The organism is Hydrogenoanaerobacterium saccharovorans (genome assembly GCF_003814745.1).
Taxonomy (GTDB): Bacteria; Bacillota; Clostridia; order Oscillospirales; family Ruminococcaceae; genus Hydrogenoanaerobacterium; species Hydrogenoanaerobacterium saccharovorans.
In genome coordinates this window covers 1,143,309-1,164,836 of record NZ_RKRD01000001.1, presented here as the reverse complement: position 1 = coordinate 1,164,836, position 21,528 = coordinate 1,143,309, and the positions used below count along the sequence as shown (strand labels likewise).

Below are 21,528 nucleotides of genomic sequence, written 5' to 3'. Positions count from 1 at the left end.
CACTGTGTTTTACTGTAACAATATTATTTTAATCGCGAAACTCGAAAAATTTATATACAGGAACGCCCAATAAGTCTGAAATTGCAAAAATCACATCCAAAGAAACGCCCGATGTCGCCAGCTCTATTTTACTGATTGTCGTCCTGTCTAAATTCAGTTTTTCTGCCAGCATTTCTTGAGTATAGCCCTTATCTTTACGGTAATATGCGATGTTTAAACCTAGCTTTCGGTATTTTTCAAACTGCTTTGTATCCAAGTAAATCACCTCATATTAAGTGTACTATGAGTATGATTTACTAAACATAGAATATTACTCTTTATTTTATGATTTAAATTCTACATTACAGAGTTTAAAATATTATTAAAATAGTTTATAAAAGTAAAAAGGAGATTGCATTATGGTACGACGAAAAGCAGACGAACTCGGACGGTTGATTTTGCCCTTAGAAATAAGGAAGAAAATGAATATTGGAATACACACAGTTGTTAATGTTTCATTTTAAAATGGTAAAATTCTTATAGAACACGCTGATAGTGTGTGTAAACTTTGTGGGAACACTAGCAATCTAGAGAATACTATTTTAGGGCATATTTGTACGGAATGCATCAAAAAAATTAAAGCAATAGAATAGTTTAAAATCATAAATTGCCGGCTAATTAGTCGGCAATTTGTGATTAGATTATTAGATGATTAAGCATTTTTATGCTATTTGTTATTAATTCTTTTATAAAGAACGTAAGAATAAATTATAGGAACTACTGCAAGAAGAGCAACGGATAAAATCAGCCCCGCAAAGAATATAATCGTATTGTGCACTACATAGGATGTTAGTGCGCTAATAACCATAATCACGCCCGCAAGCACCGACCAATATGCGGCTTTTCGGTGGGTTTTACGCCATACCTCTTCGTTTGAAAGCGTCCATTTGGTGCGCACACCAAGGTAATGGTTTTGTTTGATAACCCCCATGAAATTGCCGAGAATAATCATTAGCACACCCATGGGCAACCCAATGATAAGTTCCATATGCAGGTCCGCCTGATTGATAATTTGTTTTGCTACAACAACGGGTACCCACGAAACAGCAACAAAAAACAGTGCAATTGCAGTAAGCACGATGTTTTCGGCTTTTTTATTTTTTTGCACATTGCTGTTGTTTTTGGTGCAACGGTGATAAATCTCCATACTAAGCAGCAGTAACAGCGGAATTGCCCCAAGCAGCGGTACAAACCAACGAGAGCCGTACCCGTCTACAACATTGTTGATATTAATATGGATTGGAACTTGTTCGGGCAGGCGCAGAGTTACCGAAATCAATGCAATTAAATTGACTATAGCAATGGGAACTGTTATTTTTTGATAATTCATTACTCGTTCTCCTCTTTATCGGTTAAACCGACGACATAGCTTAAAATATCTTGTAAAACTGTGGTGTTGATGGAATACTCGATTTGCTGCCCCTTTTTCTCTGCATCCACCAGTTCTGCTTGTTTCAGAATATTCAAATGATGGCTAATCGACGGCTTTGTCATATCAAAGTTGTCTGCAATCTCCCCTGCTGTCATGTTACCTTTTCGCAGCATTGCTAATATTTTACGCCTTGTTGGGTCGGACATGGCACCCCATACATCATTCAAACGATCAACTCCTTTTTTATAGTAAGATATTTAGTTAATTAGGTAAACATCTAAATATAAAATAATACTTGCGAGAAATTTTGTCAATAGAAATTCCGTAGGAAATTACTGCCATTTGTGTTATAATAACCGCAGAGCACTGTAAACTATAGTTTATTGTGTAAAAAACTGCTGCCCACGTTCAGGTGCGGTTATTATAATTATTCTTATACGCGGTGCGAAATTTGCCTACCGGCAAAGCCGCACATCGCCAATTATATCTAAATACTTCGTATTTATGATATAATAGTGTTATCTTATAAACGAGGTGTACAAATGGAAAACATAGAGAACATTGATTACAAAGAAAAATTCATTACATACTACAAACAGTATATCAAGCGTGAAGGTGCCGATAAATTGCTGGAGTGGCTGCTAAAAACAGATTTTTTTACCGCACCTGCCAGCACCAAATTCCATTGCGCATGCGAGGGCGGTTTGGTGCAGCACAGCATAAACGTGTATGAAGTGATGATGGAAAAGCACTTTACAGAGGGTGAAGACAATGCTGAAAGCTTTGCTATTTGCGCCCTGCTGCACGACCTATGCAAAGCTCAATTTTATAAAGTTGCAACTCGAAATGTAAAAAATGAAAAAACCGGACAATGGGAAAAACAGCCCTATTATTCGGTAGAAGATATCTTTCCGTATGGTCATGGTGAGAAGAGCGTGTTTTTGATTGAACGCTTTCTTCGTCTCAACACCGGCGAAGCAATGGCAATACGGTGGCATATGGGTGGATTTGATGACACTGCCAGAAGCGGTGGGTTTGCTATCAGCCAAGCGTACGACAAATATCCCATCGCAGTAAAACTGCATTTATCTGACCTTGAAGCAACTTATTTAAGAGAGCATGGAACCTCAAACGTTCGAAACAAATAGCAAAACCCTATGTCTACTCAATAGACATAGGGTTTTTTCATGCTGTTTATACGCGTTCTTTATGAAAACGCTTTTTCGGCAAACTGCGGTAATCTTTTTGGTCTTCGCTTTTTGCGCTGTCTTTTTTATGAAAATCCTTTTTAAAAGAATCTTTTCTGTATCCGTCTTTTTTAGGCGCATCCTTACGATAAGAATCCCGTTTTGCTCCACCGCGGTTTCCCTGATAGCCACCCGATTTCTCACGTGTTTCGTAAATTGCAGCGGTGGTAGGTTTACCGCAAATTTTACTGTTTTGCATGGCGCTGATTGTAGAATCCAAATCATCGGTAGGGATACCCACAATGCTGCGTTCATCGTAAATTTCTATCTTGCCGATGTCCTTGCCTGAAAGGTTGGTGCGCTCGGTGATTGCACCCACTATATGGTTCGGCGCTACTCTGCTGGAACGCCCGATATTTAAAACAATTTTAGAATAGTTGAGCGGTGCACCGCCTGTGCGCTCTTTGGGCTTGTTCGCTTTAATCTCTTTCAGCTCCAAGTCTTGTCTGCCAAAATGCATTTCCATCAAAGCGGCAGCAACAATCTCGGGTGCAAACCCTTTTTCATTGAGGCGCTCCACCATATCGCTGAATACAAGCTTGGGCGTATTCGTAATAAATTCCGTTACGCTCTCCAGGTTCTGTTCATCAATTTTAGCACGGATTTCTTGGGCATTGGGGATTTCGCTGCGGGTAATTTTTGATTTTGTCATGCGCGCAGTAATCATAAGCTGGTCTACTTGACGTCTGCCGCTGCAAAGGGTGATTGCAACACCGCTCTTGCCCGCTCTGCCCGTTCTGCCGATACGATGGACATAATACTCGGCGTTTTGGGGAATATCGTAGTTGATGACGTAATCAATGTCGTTTACGTCGATGCCACGTGCAGCAACATCGGTAGCAACCAAAATACTGGTTTTACCGAATTTAAACGAATCCATTACTTTTGTACGCTGGCTTTGCTTCATATCACCGTGAAGCCCCTCTGCGTTAAAGCCCTGTTTTTCTAAAAATTCTGTAATATCATCTACCATAGCCTTTGTATTGCAGAATATCATAGCAAGCTTGGGGTTGTGGTATTTTATTATCAGGTTGAGGGCGTCCATTTTTCTGCCCATAGGCACTTCATAAAAATATTGTTCAATGTTCTCAACCGTTACCTGCTTTTTGTCAATTTCAATAAGCTGCGGATCTTTTTGATACAGCTTGGTAAGAGCCATAATTGCAGGCGGCATCGTAGCAGAAAACAAGATCGTCTGGCGGTCTTCGGGTGTATCCTGCAAAATCGTTTCAATGTCTTCACGGAAGCCCATCGATAGCATCTCGTCCGCTTCATCCAATACAATCATTTTTAAGTGATTGAGTTTAAGGGTTTTACGGCGCATATGGTCCATTACTCGGCCGGGCGTACCAATTACGATGTTCGCACGTTTCAGCTTGAGAATCTGGCGATCCATGGGCGCACCGCCGTATACATCGGCAGTTTTAATGCCGGGCATAAACTCAGCAAGTTTTTTAATTTCATCGCAAGCTTGCATTGCCAACTCACGGGTGGGGCAAAGAATAAGCACCTGCACATGCGGTTTTGCCTCGTGGGTATCAATTTTTTCGATTGCAGGGATACCGAAAGCAATTGTTTTTCCAGTACCGGTTTGCGAACGGCCAATGACGTCGTAGCCATTTTGTATTAACGGAATACTCTGTGATTGGATGTCGGTTGCCGTTTCGAAGCCCATAGCGTCAACAGCGCGTTGGATTTCAGGCATTAGGTTTAACTGTTTAAAGGGTATTTGATTCATTCATGTCCTCTTTTCAAAGATATTGTATTTGTTCCAATACCAATCCGCATTCCATCAGATTTAGGGCAAAATGCATTACTTTGGCGAAAACGCCTGCCCGATACCGATTTGTGCGGTGCACCTAAGCCATTCGGGTGCAACCAATCAAAGAAAACCTTGAACAAACCAGTATATACGAAAAAACGAGAATTTTGTAACTGTAACCTATTTAGTTTAGCACACATTGTACAATTGGTCAATTAACGTTTTGTGAAATATGCGGATTGACTTTTGTTATTAGTATGTTCAAAAAAATTAATATTTTTCTGGAAATATATTGACAAGACGTTTGTTGCAGTTTATAATTCATATTAAATTTATATGAATTATAGGAAAAAGAGGGATATAGAAATGCATAAAAAGGTGATGGTTGCTATGAGCGGAGGTGTTGACAGCTCTGCGGCTGCTGCATTGCTGCAAGAACAAGGCTATGATGTTTGCGGCGCAACACTAAAGCTGTACGATAACCCCGACATAGGAATTAGCGACCGCACCAGAACCTGTTGTTCACTCGATGACGTACAAGACGCAAAAAGTGTTGCCTATAAATTGGGCTTTAGGCACTATGTGTTCAATTTTGGCATGCATTTTCGAAAAGACGTGATTGAACGATTTGTACAGGGCTATGTATGCGGAGAAACACCCAACCCGTGCATCGACTGTAACCGTTACATTAAGTTCAGCAAACTTTTACAACGTGCCATACTGTTAGAAAAAGACTGCATTGCCACAGGGCATTATGCACAGGTAACATACGATACCAACAGCGGCCGCTGGCTGCTTAAGAAAGCCCGCGACCAATCGAAAGACCAGACCTATGTACTGTATATGCTAACACAGCAAGAATTAGGGCATACACTCTTCCCTCTTGGCGGTATGCTGAAAAGTGAAGTGCGCACATTTGCAGAGCAACGCGGTTTGGTGAATGCGCGCAAACCGGACAGCCAAGATATTTGTTTTGTGAAAGACGGAGACTACGCCAATTTTCTTACAAATGTAATGGGCACACCCGCAATACAAGGTAATTTTATCGATTGCAGAGGTACTGTTTTAGGCAAGCACAAAGGCATTGTGCATTATACAATCGGGCAGCGAAAAGGGTTGGCGCTCAGTTTTGATTCGCCCCGTTATGTAGTTGATAAAGATGCGGTTCACAACACCGTAACACTCGGCGAACAAGAGGAGCTTTTCTCAGATAAGTTTTATGTAGGTGACCTTAACTGGATTGCGTTACCGGAACTGAACGAACGAATGCAGGTTATGGTAAAAACAAGATATCACCAAGTAGAAACGCTTGCTGACATTTCTCCCGCAGATGACGGAAAGGTGTTGGTGCGGCTGCAAACGCCGCAACGTGCAATTACGCCTGGGCAAGCAGCTGTGTTTTATTGTGGCGATACTGTGATTGGAGGCGGAACAATTTTAAAATAATTTCTCTTTCAACTATACTGTAAGCCAAAAATATGCTATTATAATGGATAGTGTTTTTTTAATTGTGAATTCCAGCAAACCAATAGTTGCAAAAACTAGTTTTATTAAGATTTGACGATATATTCGAAATCTTTTAAATAGTGCTATTCTTGATGGAATTTACAGTGGACGAAGAATGAGGAAAGCGGTGAGGTTATGAGTGAAACCAAGGCTCTGATTCAGCTGCAAGGCATGGGTAAAACATTTAAGAGCAAAGATTTAACGGTAAATGCACTCGAAAACATTAATCTTGATATTTATAAGGGAGAAATCTTCGGCATCATCGGCATGAGCGGTGCAGGCAAAAGTACATTGGTGCGCTGTATCAACCTGTTGGAGAGGCCTACCAGCGGCACTGTGGTTTTTGACGGGCACGATTTATTGAAGTTAAACAATAAGGAATTAAGTAAAATTCGGCAGTCAATGGGTATGATTTTTCAGCAGTTCAACCTGCTCATGCAGCGTACAACCATTGGCAACATTTGTTTTCCGATGGAGATTGCAGGTGTACCGAAAGAGCAAGCCATTAAAAGAGCTACCGAGCTTTTGGATATGGTGGGGCTATCTGACAAGGCAAAATCTTATCCGTCGCAGCTTTCGGGCGGGCAGAAACAGCGTGTTGCTATTGCTCGTGCACTTGCAACTAACCCGAAAGTAATGTTGTGCGATGAGGCTACCAGTGCGCTGGACCCTACCACTACCCGTTCGATTTTGGCACTTTTAAAGGATATTAACCAACGGCTAGGCATTACGGTTGTTATCATTACCCACGAGATGGCGGTTATTGAGGAAATATGCCAGCGGGTAGCTATTATAGACCAAAGCCAAATTGCCGAAGTGGGCAGTGTAGAAGAAATTTTCACCAATCCCAAATCGCAGGCTGCAAAACGCCTTGTTTACCCAGAAGGTAAGCGCATTGAAACCTTTGGCACCCATTGCTGCCGCATTGTATTTGACGGCAGGTCATCGTTTGAACCGGTAATTGCAAACATGGTGCTTGATTGTAAAGAACCTGTTAATATTTTGTTTGCCGATACCAAGAACATTGACGGCAAAGCTTTTGGACAAATTGTTGTTCAGCTACCTGAGGATGAAAAATCCGCAAAGAAAATGGTTGCATATCTGCGCTCGAAAGAGCTGACCGTTGAGGAGGTTGAAGAAGATGTTTGATCAGGCTACTGTCAATTTACTAATCAAAGGCCTTTTAGAATCTCTTTATATGGTTCTTGTGTCTACTTTGCTTGCTTATGTCATCGGGTTACCCGTAGGTATTTTATTGGTAATTACCGATAAAGACGGTATCCGCCCTGCTGTTGGCTTGAATCGTACACTTGGTTTTATTGTCAACATTCTACGCTCAGTACCTTTCTTGATTTTGCTGGTTGCATTAATTCCGTTTACTCGCAAAATTGTAGGTACTACAATCGGCTCAACTGCAACGATTGTTCCCCTTGTAATTGGTTCTGCACCGTTTATTGCACGGCTTGTAGAATCGTCTATCAAAGAAATTGACCGCGGTGTCATTGAGGCTGCTCAATCTATGGGGGCTTCCCCCATCAAGATTATTTACAAGGTAATGCTCCCCGAAGCGAAACCAGCTTTAGTCATCAATGGCGCAATCGCCATCACCACCATACTCAGCTACTCTGCATTAGCAGGCTTTGTGGGCGGCGGCGGATTGGGCACAATTGCTATAAACTACGGTTACCATCGTTATCAAACTGACATTATGCTGGTTACCGTTGTACTTCTTGTAATTTTGGTACAAGTATTCCAAGAGATTGGAATGAAAATTGCGCGCTCTACCGATAAACGATTATAAGTACATTTTGGAGGTATATTGTATGAAAAAAATAATAGCACTTACATTAACTGCGGCATTAATCCTCACATTGTTTGCAGGCTGTGCTGCAAAACAGTCGAGTTCTTCTTCTGCTGTTACCTCATCCGAGGCAGCTTCCGGCACTGAATCTACGCAAAGCAAAGGTAAAATTGTGATTGGTGCATCACCAACACCTCACGGAGAAATTTTAAAGGTGGCTAAAGAAGTTCTTGCAAAACAAGGCTACGAACTGGAAGTTACCGAATTTACCGATTACATTCAGCCCAACCTTGCTTTACAAAGCAGCGATTTAGACGCAAATTACTTTCAGCATAAGCCGTATTTAGATGATTTTAATGTTAAAAATAAAACCGATTTGGTATCGATTGCAGCGATTCATTACGAACCATTCGGGATTTACGCAGGCAAAACAAAAACCATTGCAGATTTAAAAGATGGCGCACAAATTGCAGTGCCCAACGATACTACTAACGAAGCCAGAGCTTTGCTTCTGCTTGAAAAGCAAGGGCTGATTAAGCTAAAACCCGATGCGGGGTTGGAGGCAACCGTAAAGGATATTACCGAGAATACCAAAAAACTCAAAATTGTGGAGATTGAGGCAGCACAGCTTGCCCGTTCTCTGCCAGACGTTGACCTGGCTGTTATCAACGGCAACTATGCAATTCAAGCCGGATTTAATGTCTCTACCGATGCTTTGACATCTGAGGATAAGGATTCGCTTGCAGCAACCAACTTTGCAAACATCATTGCAATTCGCGCAGGAGATGAGAACCGCGAAGATTTGAAAGCATTGGTTGCAGCGCTGAAAAGCGATGAGGTGAAAAACTTTATTAATAACACATATAAGGGTGCTGTTGTACCCATGTTTTAAGTAAATGCCCATACAAAAAAGGCGAAGCATAAATGCTTCGCCTTTTTTAGTCCTTCTATGGTACTTAATCCCTAACCACCAGGGATAAAGACGGCAGTGAGTATTTCATCCATGTGCGCATTTGTAGTTTTTACTTCACCTAGATCCTCACTGACTGTAGTAAGCTTTTGATTTATTTCTGCAACATCGGTACTTATTTGTGCAATATACACTGTTCCTATGATTGCACAAATCAAAATACCAATTGTAATCAATATAGATATTATAGATCTCCAGTTTAACATAGTATCACCTCATTCCATGCTATGCCTATGACTTTAAATTTGTCATTGCGAAAGCGGTTAGGTGATTATATCGAATACATACTAATTAAAACTTTGTGGGGTTTTTCTTATCAAAACTAAAAAATATTTGATATTTTGTAACCAACAATTGCTTGGTTAATTTGTGTTTAAATTATGTTATAATGAGTTTGTTCTTGCAAGACAAATACTATAAGGAGGTACCAAAAATTATGTGTTTTTCTGATATTTTTGCATTCCTTAGCAAGTGCTTCGGCGCTTGTAACTAAATAGAGATATTTTTTACTTAGCGTAGCTGCGGTTCTCACTGGTGAAGTGAGAGCCGCTTTTTTGGCGTTTTCCGATATCATAAAACTAATGTTAATCGCTGCAAAATTATGAGCAAAGATAGGGAAGTTTAGGTGTTTGCATAATCACAAGTTCTTTTTTAAGCTTTTTATTTAGGTAACGCTTTCAGTTCATATCCTTGTGTCTTAATATAATCAATAACTTCGGGTAAGATTTCAGCAGAAAATGACTTTCCATAAGAGGCGTGCATCAAGATAATGTCGCCCGGGCGCAGATTTTCTTTTATATTTCGCAAAATCTCTTCTTTGTCACTTTGTGCCCAATCAAGTGTATCAAGTGACCACAAGTATATCTTTTGTTTTAGCTGCCCTATTATCTCAATAGTGGAATCATTTATATCACCGTACGGCGGGCGCATTAAGTTTGTACGTTCACCTGTAATTTTTTCAAGAAGATCGTTTGTATTGTTAAGTTGAGCTTTCACTTCATTATCCTTTAATACCCCCAACGATGTATGATCGTAACCATGTAGCCCTATTGCAAAACCGTTTTCATGCACCTTTTTTACAACAGCACTGTTATTCTTAATGTTTTCACCTGTAAAAAAGAACGTTGCACCAACCTTCTTTTTAATAAGTGTATTCATAACGCTTAAAGTATTCGTTGCATCAGGTCCGTCATCAAAGGTTAAAAACACTGCCTTTTCATTCGGATTCAAATTAACATATACAAGATCACGGTATTTTTGGGCAAAGTTCGTAGATTCTTTGCGTTGAGAAACCATATTATCCCACTTTGCCCCTTGAATGGATGGAGCTGTACCTTTGACCTCATAAACCTGATAGTCAGAGTGATGATTTTTTCCGTTTTTTATAACATCAATTTTAAGCGCATTTTTAGGCTCGGCGGCAGAATAATAAACGGTAGCTTGGTCATCAATCAAAATCCCGTCAAGAGCAATAACCGTTGCCCCTTCTGTGCCGAAAAAATACTCCTCACCGTCTGCATTAATCATAATTTTATTCATAGTGGCATCCATTACAATCCCCGTGACACTTGCCATTTCATCTGATGCAGATGCAGACGAAGAAGATTGGCGTGAGGAACTTTCATTGGATGAAATATTTTCTTGCTTATTGCGGGCGCAGGAAGTAACAAACAATAATAACATAAATATAAAAATAGGAGCAAAATACTTTCGCGTGTTAAAAAAATTCATACTAATTACCTCCTTTTTAAGCTACTCCAGTATTGTATCAAATTTTATTAAAATTATTGAACAGTAAGTAAATTTTAATAAGTATCTATGCGAATCTTTTAAGCGGAGAACTAGGGGTTACTACCATCGACTATATTAGGTTCTTCAAAAGGATTGCTGCTTTCAACCATATCAGGTTTTGGTGTAGGGCTGATAGTTATATTTTGTATTGTGGTTGTTGCTGTAATCCCGATAATTGCAAGAGTTACAATCTTAATAAAGAATTCTGAAATCAATCTAACATTTCTTGACCTACTTTTTTTCTTATGATTGCTAATACTATGCTTGCCACGATTATTGGTACTGCTGTTGCCATTATTATTTTAAAAAAACTGGGAAGTAATATAGTGTACATTAATTCTTTTAAATACTCTGTGCTAATTGTTGGCAATTCCAATTTTTTCATTCCTTACATCCAATATTTAATTTGGTAGCTGCAGTAAATACAAACTAGCTTTCAACTTTGAGATAACTTTAAAAACCCGCATAAACATAATGTTTATGCGGGTTTTTGGCGGAGAGCTAGGGATTTGAACCATTATTAAATGGCTTATTTATGCCATTTTCTTGCATTACTGTGTACTTTTTGTGTATCTATAAATACCATCTTGTTATTTGTATCTTCAAAATCCGGCTAAGTACTCGTGAATAATTTAAAAATAATATAATTGTGTGTTGGGTACTTGAGAAAAATAATACGTAATCTAATTTTCTTCTAATAATTGTTCTTGCTTAGAATAAGTACCTTCAAGTACGTTAGTCGACATCAATGTGCTCCCTGCATAAATAACGTATTTCATGTCACTTTCCACTGCCAGTTCATGGGCTGCATCTGCTTTAGCTTTGACTACTATATCGTCAATTTTGTTGTCACCTTTAACTTCAATAAGCTGATAAGTATCATCGTCCATTTTAGCCAAAAAATCAGGATAGTAATGCCTAATTCTTCGAGATTCTGGGTCATAGTATTGTATTGACAAGTCTCCTTGATTGCTAGTGAACATTCCTGTAAAATAGATTTCTTTAACTTTATCGCTAGTAATGTACTGCCAGAAACATTCTTTTTCAGGATTCGAGTCAAAGCAATAAGTATCAGCATGAAAACTTTTATCAGCAAATTTTAGTATATTTGCGTCTTTGTTAGTTACTACAAGTTCAGGAAGCCCCTTAAATTCGTAGTAACCAGCGCCTTGAGGTTCTTTTAACAACAAGAGCTTTTTGTCTTCTGTCGCAACTGAGCATTTGACTTCAAAAAGAGTGTTAAATATAGTTGGTATAATTACATCGTTCAACACGTCATTATATTGATTGACCATTTTAAGAACGATTTCTATTCCATCCACTGACTCTTTCAAAATTTTTGATGCAAGCAATGGAGATATGTTGAGATACCTTGATATTTCAGCAGCCAATGAAAGTGCACTATATTTAGCCTTTTCACGATACTCATCTGCATCAGAAGTCTTAACGGACATGTCTCTAGCCAATCCTGCTTTTTCATAAATAAAGGCCTTGTATTTCTCAGTATCTAATTCAGATACTTTGAAATTAATTGGATTAGAGTATTCTTTTTTCGTTAAAGAATATTCGTGTTTAATTGACTTTACAGCTAAGTACCTTGGCGGAGGTAAAACTCTAACCTTATATGGAACCTTTTTCTTAGCTGATGAGTCTTTTAAGTCTTTTATCTCCACGTTAAAGTTTTTATTCAGCTCATCATTTAAAGTATCAAAATTTTCCTTGGAGAGGTATACAGATGCGACTTGCTGCTCATCAGTTATTTTTCTTAAGCAGCGCATGGTTGCCTGTAATACAAATATTTTTGACTTTGGGCTTCTAAATAATGCAACTCCAAATAGAGAGCGGCAGTTCCATCCTTCACGGCCTTTTTCAACAAGAATGATGAATTGTTTTTTACTTCCTTCGCTACCAGCTACATCTAAGTTGTAAAAGTTTCGGATGTCGTCACTTGATGTTACCGATGCGTCTCCTACATTCACCAAAATTTTTGAAAGAGGGATACCAAGGTCAGCTAAGATTTTTTCTACAGCTGGACGCACTTCGGTTTCAACTTCTTCAATCCGAGAAGCAAAAATAGCTAATTTAGGTAAAAGTCCTTCATATGTTTTGTCGCTGTATTTGTTCCAAAAGTTTGTGATGGCAGCTCTTAAAAATTCTTGATTTTTTACATTTTCAAAGCCTTTAATATCAACTTCTTTTAAGTATCCATTAATAATGGACTCTTTAAGTCCATATGCATATACAACTTCCGGAAGCAGCTGATTTTTAACATATGGCGTTCCGGTGTAGTTATAACATCCTACTACAGAAGTTCCGTATGTACTCATATCTTTGGCAAGAAGATTTATTGTACTTCTTAAAGATGTTTGAGTTGCATTGCTGCGCAAAGATTTTTCAAGCTCACTACCAAACATATGATGAGCTTCATCAACATAAACGCCAATTTGTGATAAACGGCAGAGTTTTTGAAAACGCTGATTAAACATCAAGTCCGAATCATTATCCAACTCGTTATCAACACCATAGACTGTTTCCAATAAGTTTGACATTTTAAATAACTTATCTGTAGCGTTATCTTCCTTGTGCTTCTTCTTTACAATTATCTTTTGTGTGTTTGAGATAATTATATTAAAATAAGAGTTATCCAAGGTGTTCAATGTAGTTCCTGTGTCTTCAAGAAAGTGGACTTTAATGTTTGCGTCCAGCACCCTTGCATATTCGGGAGGAAGGACAAGAGATTTATCAAAAGTTACTATTTCCTTTAATGATTGCAAAACAGTTTTATCCGGTGCAAACACAAGCGCATTGTGACAAAAGCGCTCGTCTTTAGGGTACTTATTCGCAAGCAAAAACTCGTAGAAAATACAAGTAGCCATAAGTATAGTTTTGCCAAGTCCCATTGTTAGAGCATAGATGTAGTTCGGATAGTTTTCGGCGACTTTCTTCATCTGCTTGAAAAGAGCTTTTGTTTGTTCTTCTGTTTGAACGTCGCCTATCCTGGTTTGACCATTCGTAATTGAATAGTATGAAGCATCGGAAAATTTGCCTTCTCTCTTTCTCCAAGAATTGAACATTTCATATACTTGGGCGTTATTCATAAACTCTTTAATGAAGATATACATCTCCAATGCTTCAAATTGTGGCTTGCGTAGGAAAGCGGATGGATTAAATTTTTTGTCGTTGTAATCTAAGAATTTTTTCGTAATATCCTTATAGTTTCGTCGGATCTTACGACAGTTTATAGTATAGTAGTAACAAAGTTGGTTGTAGAACGAAAATTCATCTCCATAAATTTTTGCCATCTATCCCACCTCGACTTCCAAAGACTCTGACAGCAAATCAGTGATTTTCACTTTAATCTTTCCCGCATCGGAAGGAATATCATACTCGCCACTTACAAACTCATTCTTATCTGGCAAGTCAATCGTTTTTGGCTCCATAACAGCACCGTCATAATTCCAATCGATCATCACAGACTCCACCAATTGCTTCCAATCCTCTACATATTCCTTCTGCAAACTCAGTTTCTGCAAAAGGTTCATAGGGTAAAATTCTTTGATGATCAGTTTACCGTTTTCAATAATAATATTGGACTCTGCTTCTCTTTTTAATTGTAGTACAGCCTTATCACGGAGAATATCCACTATTTCTATATCTAGTTTATATTCTGACAATTCCTGCTCTAAAGATGCCTTAAGGTCAGGTTCATGCCCCATACAAACAAGTGTAATGCGTTCAACAGGTACAGATGAATTTTCCTCCTTTCGCTTCTCAAAAGTCTTATATGGAAGATTGGCCTTTAGTTCCTCTAAGTCTGCTTTAGTGGCAATTCTATTAACCGGCATAATCTTCACCATACGCCCATCCAGTTCGCCGTCATAGACGCTTCCTGCATCGAACTTTTGTATTTCAAGAGCAGAGATGATAAGTTCCTTGGCCTCTAGGGGGTTTCTAAAAAAATCATAGTTATTAACGTTATAAACTTCAAAACCAGTATACTTGTCCTCTTGGCTTTTTAGTTCATTCGCCACATTGATTAAGCGCTTGGCTGTTGTTTGGATGGCACCAAGGTTAATATCAGCTCCTATAAAGCGTCTTCCCAGCTTCATAGCAACAGCTTGTGTAGTGCCAGAACCCATGAAGCAGTCAAAAACTAAATCTCCTTCATTTGATGAAGATTTGATTATTCTTTCTAACAATGCCTCTGGCTTTTGCGTTGGATAATCTTGCAATTCACTTCCTTGGGGTCCTAGACCGTTAATGTCATTCCATATATCTCTCAAAGGATTGCCTGGCATTTCATCTAAATATCGCTTCAGTCCTGGAATACCATTTTTTGATATTACAATTCTGTTTTCTTTCATGCCCTGATCTATTCTATTTTGTCCCCATATCCAGTGCTTGCCTGGTGCTGGCGAAATAAAAAGCTCACCAAAGAACTTTCCTTCACCAGCACCGTTCTGAGAAAAATCTGAGATTCTATATCTTCTCCCATCTTCGTCAGTGTAACGATAAAATGAATTTATATAGCTTTCATCATATGGTGTATACTGTTTATTAAAAATAAAATCTGTGCTTTTCGAGTATATAAAAATCGTATCATGTGCGTTGGAAAACTGTAAAGATTGTGCTTTGGGCGATGTTGTTTTTTGCCAAATAATTTCATTGACAAAATTGCTATTTCCAAAGACTTCATCAAGTATAATGCGCAAATAGTGAGACTTATGATAATCGCAATGTAAATATATACAACCACTTGCTGTAAGTAATTCTTTTAGCAATACTATTCGTTCAAACATAAACTGCAAATACTCATCGTTTGTCCATAGATCTCCATATTGTTTTTCTTCGAATGAAGTTGAATCATTTGTAACTGCTTTACCTTTAAGCTTAATTTTCTTTTTATAATCAGCTTTAGAGTCAAAGGGAGGGTCTATGTAAATTAAATCAATCTTTCCTCGATATTCTTTCAACATATGGCTCATAACTTGAAGGTTGTCGCCCCAAAATATCTTATTTATCCAGCCATCTTTGTCCTCGCCATACTTCTCTCTAAGCTGTGCAGGAAAGTATTGCGTAGACTTAAAAGGGCGTTTGCCCGTCCAGTGAAGTTCTGGGAAACCTTTTATAGGCTTCTTTTTTTCAAACTCATAGCTCTCGATATTTAATTGCTGATTCAAATTAAAACTCCTTCGTATTTAGTTTTTGCAATAAAATCTAAAGTCGCAGTTGTTACAGGTTATCTGTGACGTGGCCTTAGTACAAAAATCCTTCTTCTTGATTTTTTGCACAATGTTGTCAAACTCTTGGATGGTTGAATCAATGGCACCTCTATTAGATGGGAATGTTATCTGCGGATTGCTATCTTCCTCCCCCGTATAGTAAATATGTAACTTACTAACAGTATGTCCTGTCTTTTTCTCGACCAAGTGTGCATATACTTGAAGCTGTTTCCTATAATGTTCTAGCTTTTCAACATCCTTGAATATATCCGGTTTTTTCTCAGACTTGAAGTCGACCAACTCCACGGTGTCACCTTCGCCACGAATCAAGTCAATGGTTCCCTCAATTATGTAATCCTGTTTCAAAAGACTAACTTCAACCTCGGCTTCTTGTATCCTGCTCCAGTCGCCGTTTTGCCTTTCTGCATATCTGCACACTTGTTTTAGCGCAGCCATAATCTGAGGTTCACCCAAGTATGTGTGCTCACTTTTAGATAGCGTGGTGTAATTGCTTAAAAGCCACTGCTGTATGTTATTGTTAGTGATAAGATGTGCTTCTTTGCGTAAAGCTGCACGGTGAATATCCTCTATCGTCTGATGAACCAACTGACCAAACAACGTTGCACCTACTCTTATAGGGGTGAATCCAAGTTCTTTAAAAAATTTGTATTGTAGAGAACAAGTCTCATAAACAGATATGTGTGAAGTAAATGAATATACTTCCTTTATGTTCACATTTTTAATTTCTTCAAAGTCAAATTCTTGTATATTAAATGCTGAATCTGTGTTGCTTTTAAGCGAAGAATAGCACTCGCTAAAGTATTTGCTCGGCTCCCGTGTCTTCTCATTTGCTGTGAGAACCAATAGGTTTTGCGCCCGCGAAAAAGCGGTGTAGTATAATCTCCAAAAATCATAGTACTTAATCCGGTCAAGCGGCTCATATGAAGGACGTTTATGGTACTTTTCAGTAATTTCAGTTAAAATATTATCATGCCTATTTCTTGGATTATTAGAAAGTGACCCTACAATTACTATAGGGAACTCCATCCCCTTTGATTGATGGATAGTTAGAAATGATACACAACCACTTGGAGCATATTCAGAGTCATCCTCATATTCATCAATACCACCGTTAAATAGAAATCGCAAATACATATTAAAGAAAAGTATAATATCCTTTTCTATCTTTTTAGGAGTCAATACTTCTACTCGGTGTAAGTATTCATACTTTCCAATTATCTCTGTCAGCTTTGCAATGTTCCTTGCAGGGCGTAAATCAATTACGCCGGAACCAAGTTCAGTGTCTAAAATTGATGTAAATGGAGCAAACTCAAACATCTGATATATCAATCCTGTAAGGCCATAGTCGGTATTCTTTGTTAAATTGAAATGAGTCTTTCCACGTCCTCTTATCCATGTCAGAAGCGGACGGCATTCGTTCTTTTGTAGGTAGTCATTGAGGGTTCTGATACACGACTCGTAATATTGGCAAAGGTTTTCATCGGTGAAATCAAAGTTCCTCTGTTCAAGCCTAGCCACGTATTGTGGAAATGTCAATAGTAATGCTCCGAGTATTAGTTTAACTTCACCCCGCTCAAAAAACATATCGGAACGAGGGGAATATACATTTACACCATTTTTTTCAAGATAACGTGCTAAGTCTAATGCTTTTTGGTTTCTCACCGATTGAAACAGGAAGGCTATTTGATTTAAGTCTTTCAGTTTTCCACAGTCTTTTAATGTGTTAATGAAGTGCAAAATACTTTCGTGCCATTCATCCTCATCATCTTCAGCGGAAATCTTGATAACCGCCGAACCATTTAACTGAGAGCTTTTACTTGCTATTATCCTTTTATCAAACCTGTATTTGTCCCAATCAAACCTAAACTTTGCACCAGAGGTGGTTGTCATCCATTTATTATAAAAACCTACTATTTCGCTATTTGAACGATAGTTGATAGTCAGTGGTATAACCTTACAATCTTTTTCTGTGAATTTAGTTGGAAATTCCAGAATGTTTCTTATTGTGGCCCCTCTAAAACGATAAAGGCCTTGATCATCATCGCCAACTACACAAATATTTTCTTCTTTCCCTGCAAGAGTAAAAACAATTTGCTCTTGTATAAAGTTTGTGTCTTGATATTCATCAATCATTAAATATTTAATTTTACTCTGTAATTCTTCTAATACTTCGGGATTGGTTTTTAATAAGTAATATGCTTCTGTTTGTATACCAGCAAAATCGATTATATTATTTGTATTAAGAATGCAATTGTAAACACTAAGAATATCTCCAAGCGCTGATATAGCAGGATCATCGTCTCCTTTTAAATCATCAGCAAGAATTAGTTCCTCAGAAAGATTGTTTACATATCTGCAAATTTCTTGTGATTGCCGCCAAGCACCTTTTACAGTAATTGCAATGTCAAAGTTTTCTATGTTTCTGAAACGAGAAATATTTTGAAAAGCAGTATATGTTTGGTCAAAATCATCTAAAGTTCTGTAGTTTTTTCTAATTCGTGTGTATTCAATATGTTCTTTTATAAATCTTAGACAAATAGAATGAAATGTTCCTATATACATTTCTTTGATATTAACAGCTATATTTCTTTCAAGTAGTTCATTTGTAATTCGAGTAACAAGCTCTTTAGCAGCTTTATCAGTAAAAGTTGCTATTAGAATCTGCTCAGGTTTTACACCTTTTTCTTGAATCATATAAACAGCTCGTTGCACAAGAGTAAATGTTTTACCTGTTCCGGGGCCTGCAATAATAAGAACGGGCCCATTAACTGCTGTTATTGCTCTTTTTTGTCCAGTGTTAGCATTCCCAAAATCAAACAAATCATTACCAACCTTATATAATAGATTTAGGTTAATATAGGCAACCTATGATCCTTTGTCAGATGTAAATTGTTTATCAAATTTCGAATAACTATTTATTGATTGATGATTGCATCCTAATCCTGAAAAATAAAAAGCATTCATCTCTTTATAGAGTTAAGCTAAGGAGTTACATTCATAAGACTAAACACTACACCTCTCATTCTTATAACTAAAGAGGATTTTAAACTTCTAGTATCTAAACACACAAGTCTTTTTGGTGCAAAGGTAACGAAACAGTTTTTACAATATTATACAACAAAACTCCACATATTTCTACAAAAGGGATAATGCTTGCTTATCTTTTCGCTTAATAAACTATCGATTGATCTAAAAAACATCACAAATAAGGAAAGTTGAATTGTCATAATTCTAAATTAAACAATTATTAGTTTCTAAGACAAGAACAACATTTTCAAGCCTTGAATAAAATATATAAATCTTTAATATATCAAGGTGATAAAACATGAGAGAACTCAGTCCGCAAAAAGTGTTTGTGCAATATCGCGACAACATTAAACCTTATGACCCTATTATAGGAAGAAAATATACTATTACTCATTCTGATATTACAGCAGAACTATTTGTATTTATTGCAAATAATTATGCAACAGATCAAATTACCAGCATTCATGATGACGTAAAATTAGGTTGGGAACAAACTCAAAGTGGACTATTTTTAATAGGCTCCGTTCTTATAGACGGAACAGATGTATCAGGTAATTCCGAAATTAGAAATAGAATTTTTTATACCGAAATGCCTACCGCCCTAACTGCATTGCGACAAGCCGATAGATTTATATTTCAAAAATATTCCTATATCGATAACACACCTGTGCTTATCCACTTTATATCGGAAAACCCTACTTATGATAAGACTTACAATTTTGGACCTATCGGAAACTACAAATTACTATAATTATATATTACTTTAGGCTAATAAAAATCAACAAAAAAATACATTATTATAGTACCATCACCACAAGGCGAAGGGCTGAGATTAATACCTCAACCCTTTATCTTTGCGATTTATAGAGTAATGAATTAAACATAATGAGCACTTCTTATTTGAATTCATTATTTTCACACTTCGCTATTTATTACGCAAAGCTGAATTACATTATTTTAATGCTACAAGATTACAGGATAACTATACGTTATGTTTCCAATTGTAATAACACGCTTTCCGTTTTCTGTATCGTTAGTAATTGTAATCATTTTTTTCGAATAGTGAAACATACGATGATGCTTTGGACAAAGAATTAAAACGTTTGTTTTGTCTTGAGTCCCATTGTTTGATAATTCTTTGATATGGTGAGCTTCACAATAGTAATTACCATTATCCATTAAAAAAGTATCACCACACAGTTGACACTTGTATTTATGTTCTTTTTTTAATTCGTTGACGACTCGTTGATACCTTATTATCCTTTTAATTGTAACTTCTTTTCTTTCATTTTCAGGAATTATAACATCTTCAAAATAGTCATGTTTTATTCCTTCAAAAATCGTTTCGGTCTCGATTTTATTTATTGTTCTTTTTTGGACATCGACTAGGTATTCATCCAAGAAATCAGGTAATTCATATATGTTCTCTATTTGCAAGACCTTTACACCCCTTACAGGCAACATATTTATTATCATCACCCTCAAATTTAACGATAATCCAGTTTTCTATATTTGCCTTTTTCCTTGTACCGCAAAATGGGCAAGACATAAACTGTGACGAATTAATATCTTTCTTACCAGATAAAAATTCTATAAGGATATCTGTTGTTGAATTATTGGCTTGAATTTCTGCACAACGTTTTATATCAAAACCAGTAAGTTGTGAGATTGAGCTTATATCAATACCACGGTCCAACATCTCAAGAATTCTTCTTGATGAGAACTCTTCTGATTTAAAACCATTGAGATTATTTCTTATATACTGAAACGTATAACTAAAATCATCTTTAATAAGTTGTTGCCCAGTCTTGTATTTAATAAAAAGACTATCAGTATTAACTCTATGGAAATTTATTAGTTTTGTCCTAATGGGCATATATATTTTTAATAATTGTTCCAGTTCCATATTTAATGGTAATGAAATGCCATTTATTTTAATCTTTCTATCAATAATGTCAATATCTTTGGATTTTAATTCGGTTATAACATTATATTTTAGTGCATATACCATTACGCATATTGCAGCAAGAATAGAGAGAAATGAAGTGAAGATCCGTAAATTTTTTCTTTCGCCCGAGATAAATAAATCTATTTCTTCATTTAGTTTTAATTCAATATTATCGTTTTCTTGAAGAAACGATTCAACACAGTTAACAAGACTTTCATAATCATCATCTGTCGCAATATCTTTGGATATTGTTGCTCGTAACTGTGATGTAACTTCTTTGGTTCTATCTGAAAATTCCTTGTTTTTACGCATATTGGTAAATATAGCATTGGTAGCACCGTATTTATCCGATATATATTCCAACAATTCATAAACCGCCTTGACATATGTATCAGCCGTATTTTGCGCCCTAACATTATTTACAACTATGTAATTTCCTAAACTTTTTATAATAAAATCAATATCCATATCTTGAAAGTGACGCACATCTATATTGTCATCCTGGGCTTTGATTGTGAATTCGCTACAAAAGAATTCAGTAAACACCTTAATTTTAGTCGCCTTATTAGGCTCAATTGATTTGCGATATTCAAGTATATTTATTGTATTCATCTATAAGTTCCCCCATGTAATTGTTGTGGTTAAGCATTTTTATAACACCACAGTCGAATTTTATCACGTCCAAAATACGAATATCGCACGAACCAACTGTTGGTAGAACTACGTGTTATTGCTAAAATGCTTAGTTGCTCATAAATTCGCTAAATATTACTATATCATCTTCCATAATTATTCTCAAATAGCATTTTTACCAACATTATA

General features: G+C 37.1%; 18 protein-coding genes. 6 read left to right on the top strand and 12 right to left on the bottom strand.

Annotated elements, in window-relative coordinates; genetic code table 11:
- Positions 1-28: 28 nt before the first annotated feature.
- The 3 genes from EDD70_RS05475 to EDD70_RS05465 all read right to left on the bottom strand — a co-directional run bounded on the left by EDD70_RS05475 (position 29) and on the right by EDD70_RS05465 (position 1,638).
- Entirely contained in the window at positions 29-256 is a 228-nt protein-coding gene (locus EDD70_RS05475; RefSeq protein WP_092752207.1) for a helix-turn-helix domain-containing protein, read from the bottom strand.
- A gap of 450 nt (positions 257-706) precedes the next feature.
- Positions 707-1,369 (bottom strand): SdpI family protein, encoded by a 663-nt coding sequence (locus EDD70_RS05470; RefSeq protein WP_092752209.1) that lies wholly within the window; start codon positions 1,367-1,369, stop codon positions 707-709.
- Positions 1,369-1,638 carry an autorepressor SdpR family transcription factor gene (locus EDD70_RS05465; protein WP_123811015.1) on the bottom strand — a complete coding sequence of 90 codons (270 nt, stop codon included), beginning with the start codon at positions 1,636-1,638 and terminating at the stop codon, positions 1,369-1,371. Before EDD70_RS05465 ends, EDD70_RS05470 begins: the two co-directional genes overlap by 1 nt.
- Before the next feature lie 315 nt (positions 1,639-1,953).
- Here EDD70_RS05465 and EDD70_RS05460 point away from each other — a divergent pair, with 315 nt between their 5' ends.
- A complete protein-coding gene (locus EDD70_RS05460) occupies positions 1,954-2,559 on the top strand; it encodes an HD domain-containing protein (RefSeq protein ID WP_423230116.1) in 606 nt (201 codons plus the stop codon).
- A 46-nt stretch (positions 2,560-2,605) separates the two neighbouring features.
- Here EDD70_RS05460 and EDD70_RS05455 read toward each other — a convergent pair whose 3' ends face one another.
- Positions 2,606-4,396 (bottom strand): DEAD/DEAH box helicase, encoded by a 1,791-nt coding sequence (locus tag EDD70_RS05455; protein ID WP_092752211.1) that lies wholly within the window; start codon positions 4,394-4,396, stop codon positions 2,606-2,608.
- A 390-nt stretch (positions 4,397-4,786) separates the two neighbouring features.
- On the opposite strand from EDD70_RS05455, the gene mnmA reads away from it, so the two are divergent.
- From mnmA to EDD70_RS05435, 4 genes are all read left to right on the top strand, one after another.
- On the top strand, positions 4,787-5,866 hold the full coding sequence (gene mnmA / locus EDD70_RS05450) for a tRNA 2-thiouridine(34) synthase MnmA (protein WP_092752213.1): 1,080 nt from the start codon (positions 4,787-4,789) through the stop codon (positions 5,864-5,866).
- A 195-nt stretch (positions 5,867-6,061) separates the two neighbouring features.
- Positions 6,062-7,075 carry a methionine ABC transporter ATP-binding protein gene (locus EDD70_RS05445; RefSeq protein WP_092752215.1) on the top strand — a complete coding sequence of 338 codons (1,014 nt, stop codon included), beginning with the start codon at positions 6,062-6,064 and terminating at the stop codon, positions 7,073-7,075.
- Positions 7,068-7,727 carry a methionine ABC transporter permease gene (locus EDD70_RS05440; protein WP_092752217.1) on the top strand — a complete coding sequence of 220 codons (660 nt, stop codon included), beginning with the start codon at positions 7,068-7,070 and terminating at the stop codon, positions 7,725-7,727. The genes EDD70_RS05445 and EDD70_RS05440 overlap by 8 nt, the downstream gene beginning before the upstream one ends.
- A gap of 22 nt (positions 7,728-7,749) precedes the next feature.
- Positions 7,750-8,619, top strand: coding sequence for a MetQ/NlpA family ABC transporter substrate-binding protein (locus EDD70_RS05435; protein ID WP_092752219.1), 870 nt, complete (start codon positions 7,750-7,752; stop codon positions 8,617-8,619).
- A 71-nt stretch (positions 8,620-8,690) separates the two neighbouring features.
- Here the strand turns inward: EDD70_RS05435 and EDD70_RS05430 are convergent, their stop codons facing one another.
- The 6 genes from EDD70_RS05430 to EDD70_RS05410 all read right to left on the bottom strand — a co-directional run bounded on the left by EDD70_RS05430 (position 8,691) and on the right by EDD70_RS05410 (position 18,551).
- Entirely contained in the window at positions 8,691-8,903 is a 213-nt protein-coding gene (locus EDD70_RS05430; RefSeq protein ID WP_092752221.1) for a hypothetical protein, read from the bottom strand.
- A 454-nt stretch (positions 8,904-9,357) separates the two neighbouring features.
- Positions 9,358-10,428, bottom strand: coding sequence for a polysaccharide deacetylase family protein (locus EDD70_RS05425; protein WP_092752223.1), 1,071 nt, complete (start codon positions 10,426-10,428; stop codon positions 9,358-9,360).
- 271 nt (positions 10,429-10,699) lie between these two features.
- The gene (locus tag EDD70_RS14905) at positions 10,700-10,873 is read right to left on the bottom strand and encodes a hypothetical protein (protein WP_162840804.1); all 174 of its coding nucleotides are present in this window, start codon (positions 10,871-10,873) and stop codon (positions 10,700-10,702) included.
- Positions 10,874-11,171: 298 nt separating this feature from the next.
- Positions 11,172-13,790: a TnsA endonuclease N-terminal domain-containing protein gene (locus tag EDD70_RS05420; protein ID WP_092752225.1), complete on the bottom strand. Its 2,619-nt coding sequence runs from the start codon at positions 13,788-13,790 to the stop codon at positions 11,172-11,174.
- The gene (locus EDD70_RS05415; protein ID WP_205408580.1) at positions 13,791-15,668 is read right to left on the bottom strand and encodes a site-specific DNA-methyltransferase; all 1,878 of its coding nucleotides are present in this window, start codon (positions 15,666-15,668) and stop codon (positions 13,791-13,793) included.
- An 18-nt stretch (positions 15,669-15,686) separates the two neighbouring features.
- Positions 15,687-18,551, bottom strand: a complete 2,865-nt coding sequence (locus tag EDD70_RS05410) for an ATP-dependent DNA helicase (RefSeq protein ID WP_092752227.1) — start codon at positions 18,549-18,551, stop codon at positions 15,687-15,689.
- 505 nt (positions 18,552-19,056) lie between these two features.
- On the opposite strand from EDD70_RS05410, the gene EDD70_RS05405 reads away from it, so the two are divergent.
- Complete coding sequence (locus tag EDD70_RS05405; RefSeq protein ID WP_092752229.1) at positions 19,057-19,509, top strand: staygreen family protein; 453 nt, start codon at positions 19,057-19,059, stop codon at positions 19,507-19,509.
- A gap of 212 nt (positions 19,510-19,721) precedes the next feature.
- Here EDD70_RS05405 and EDD70_RS05400 read toward each other — a convergent pair whose 3' ends face one another.
- Both EDD70_RS05400 and EDD70_RS05395 read right to left on the bottom strand, forming a co-directional pair.
- Positions 19,722-20,195: an HNH endonuclease gene (locus EDD70_RS05400; protein WP_162840805.1), complete on the bottom strand. Its 474-nt coding sequence runs from the start codon at positions 20,193-20,195 to the stop codon at positions 19,722-19,724.
- Entirely contained in the window at positions 20,173-21,318 is a 1,146-nt protein-coding gene (locus tag EDD70_RS05395) for a hypothetical protein (protein WP_092752233.1), read from the bottom strand. Before EDD70_RS05395 ends, EDD70_RS05400 begins: the two co-directional genes overlap by 23 nt.
- Positions 21,319-21,528: the final 210 nt, after the last annotated feature.

Excerpts from the sequence above, each read along its gene's own strand:
- EDD70_RS05470 (WP_092752209.1), bottom strand. The coding sequence starts at position 1,369 with ATGAATTATCAAAAAATAACAGTTCCCATTGCTATAGTCAATTTAATT.
- EDD70_RS05460 (WP_423230116.1), top strand. The coding sequence starts at position 1,954 with ATGGAAAACATAGAGAACATTGATTACAAAGAAAAATTCATTACATAC.
- EDD70_RS05455 (WP_092752211.1), bottom strand. The coding sequence starts at position 4,396 with ATGAATCAAATACCCTTTAAACAGTTAAACCTAATGCCTGAAATCCAA.
- mnmA (WP_092752213.1), top strand. The coding sequence starts at position 4,787 with ATGCATAAAAAGGTGATGGTTGCTATGAGCGGAGGTGTTGACAGCTCT.
- EDD70_RS05445 (WP_092752215.1), top strand. The coding sequence starts at position 6,062 with ATGAGTGAAACCAAGGCTCTGATTCAGCTGCAAGGCATGGGTAAAACA.
- EDD70_RS05440 (WP_092752217.1), top strand. The coding sequence starts at position 7,068 with ATGTTTGATCAGGCTACTGTCAATTTACTAATCAAAGGCCTTTTAGAA.
- EDD70_RS05435 (WP_092752219.1), top strand. The coding sequence starts at position 7,750 with ATGAAAAAAATAATAGCACTTACATTAACTGCGGCATTAATCCTCACA.
- EDD70_RS05430 (WP_092752221.1), bottom strand. The coding sequence starts at position 8,903 with ATGTTAAACTGGAGATCTATAATATCTATATTGATTACAATTGGTATT.
- EDD70_RS05425 (WP_092752223.1), bottom strand. The coding sequence starts at position 10,428 with ATGAATTTTTTTAACACGCGAAAGTATTTTGCTCCTATTTTTATATTT.
- EDD70_RS14905 (WP_162840804.1), bottom strand. The coding sequence starts at position 10,873 with ATGAAAAAATTGGAATTGCCAACAATTAGCACAGAGTATTTAAAAGAA.
- EDD70_RS05420 (WP_092752225.1), bottom strand. The coding sequence starts at position 13,790 with ATGGCAAAAATTTATGGAGATGAATTTTCGTTCTACAACCAACTTTGT.
- EDD70_RS05405 (WP_092752229.1), top strand. The coding sequence starts at position 19,057 with ATGAGAGAACTCAGTCCGCAAAAAGTGTTTGTGCAATATCGCGACAAC.
- EDD70_RS05395 (WP_092752233.1), bottom strand. The coding sequence starts at position 21,318 with ATGAATACAATAAATATACTTGAATATCGCAAATCAATTGAGCCTAAT.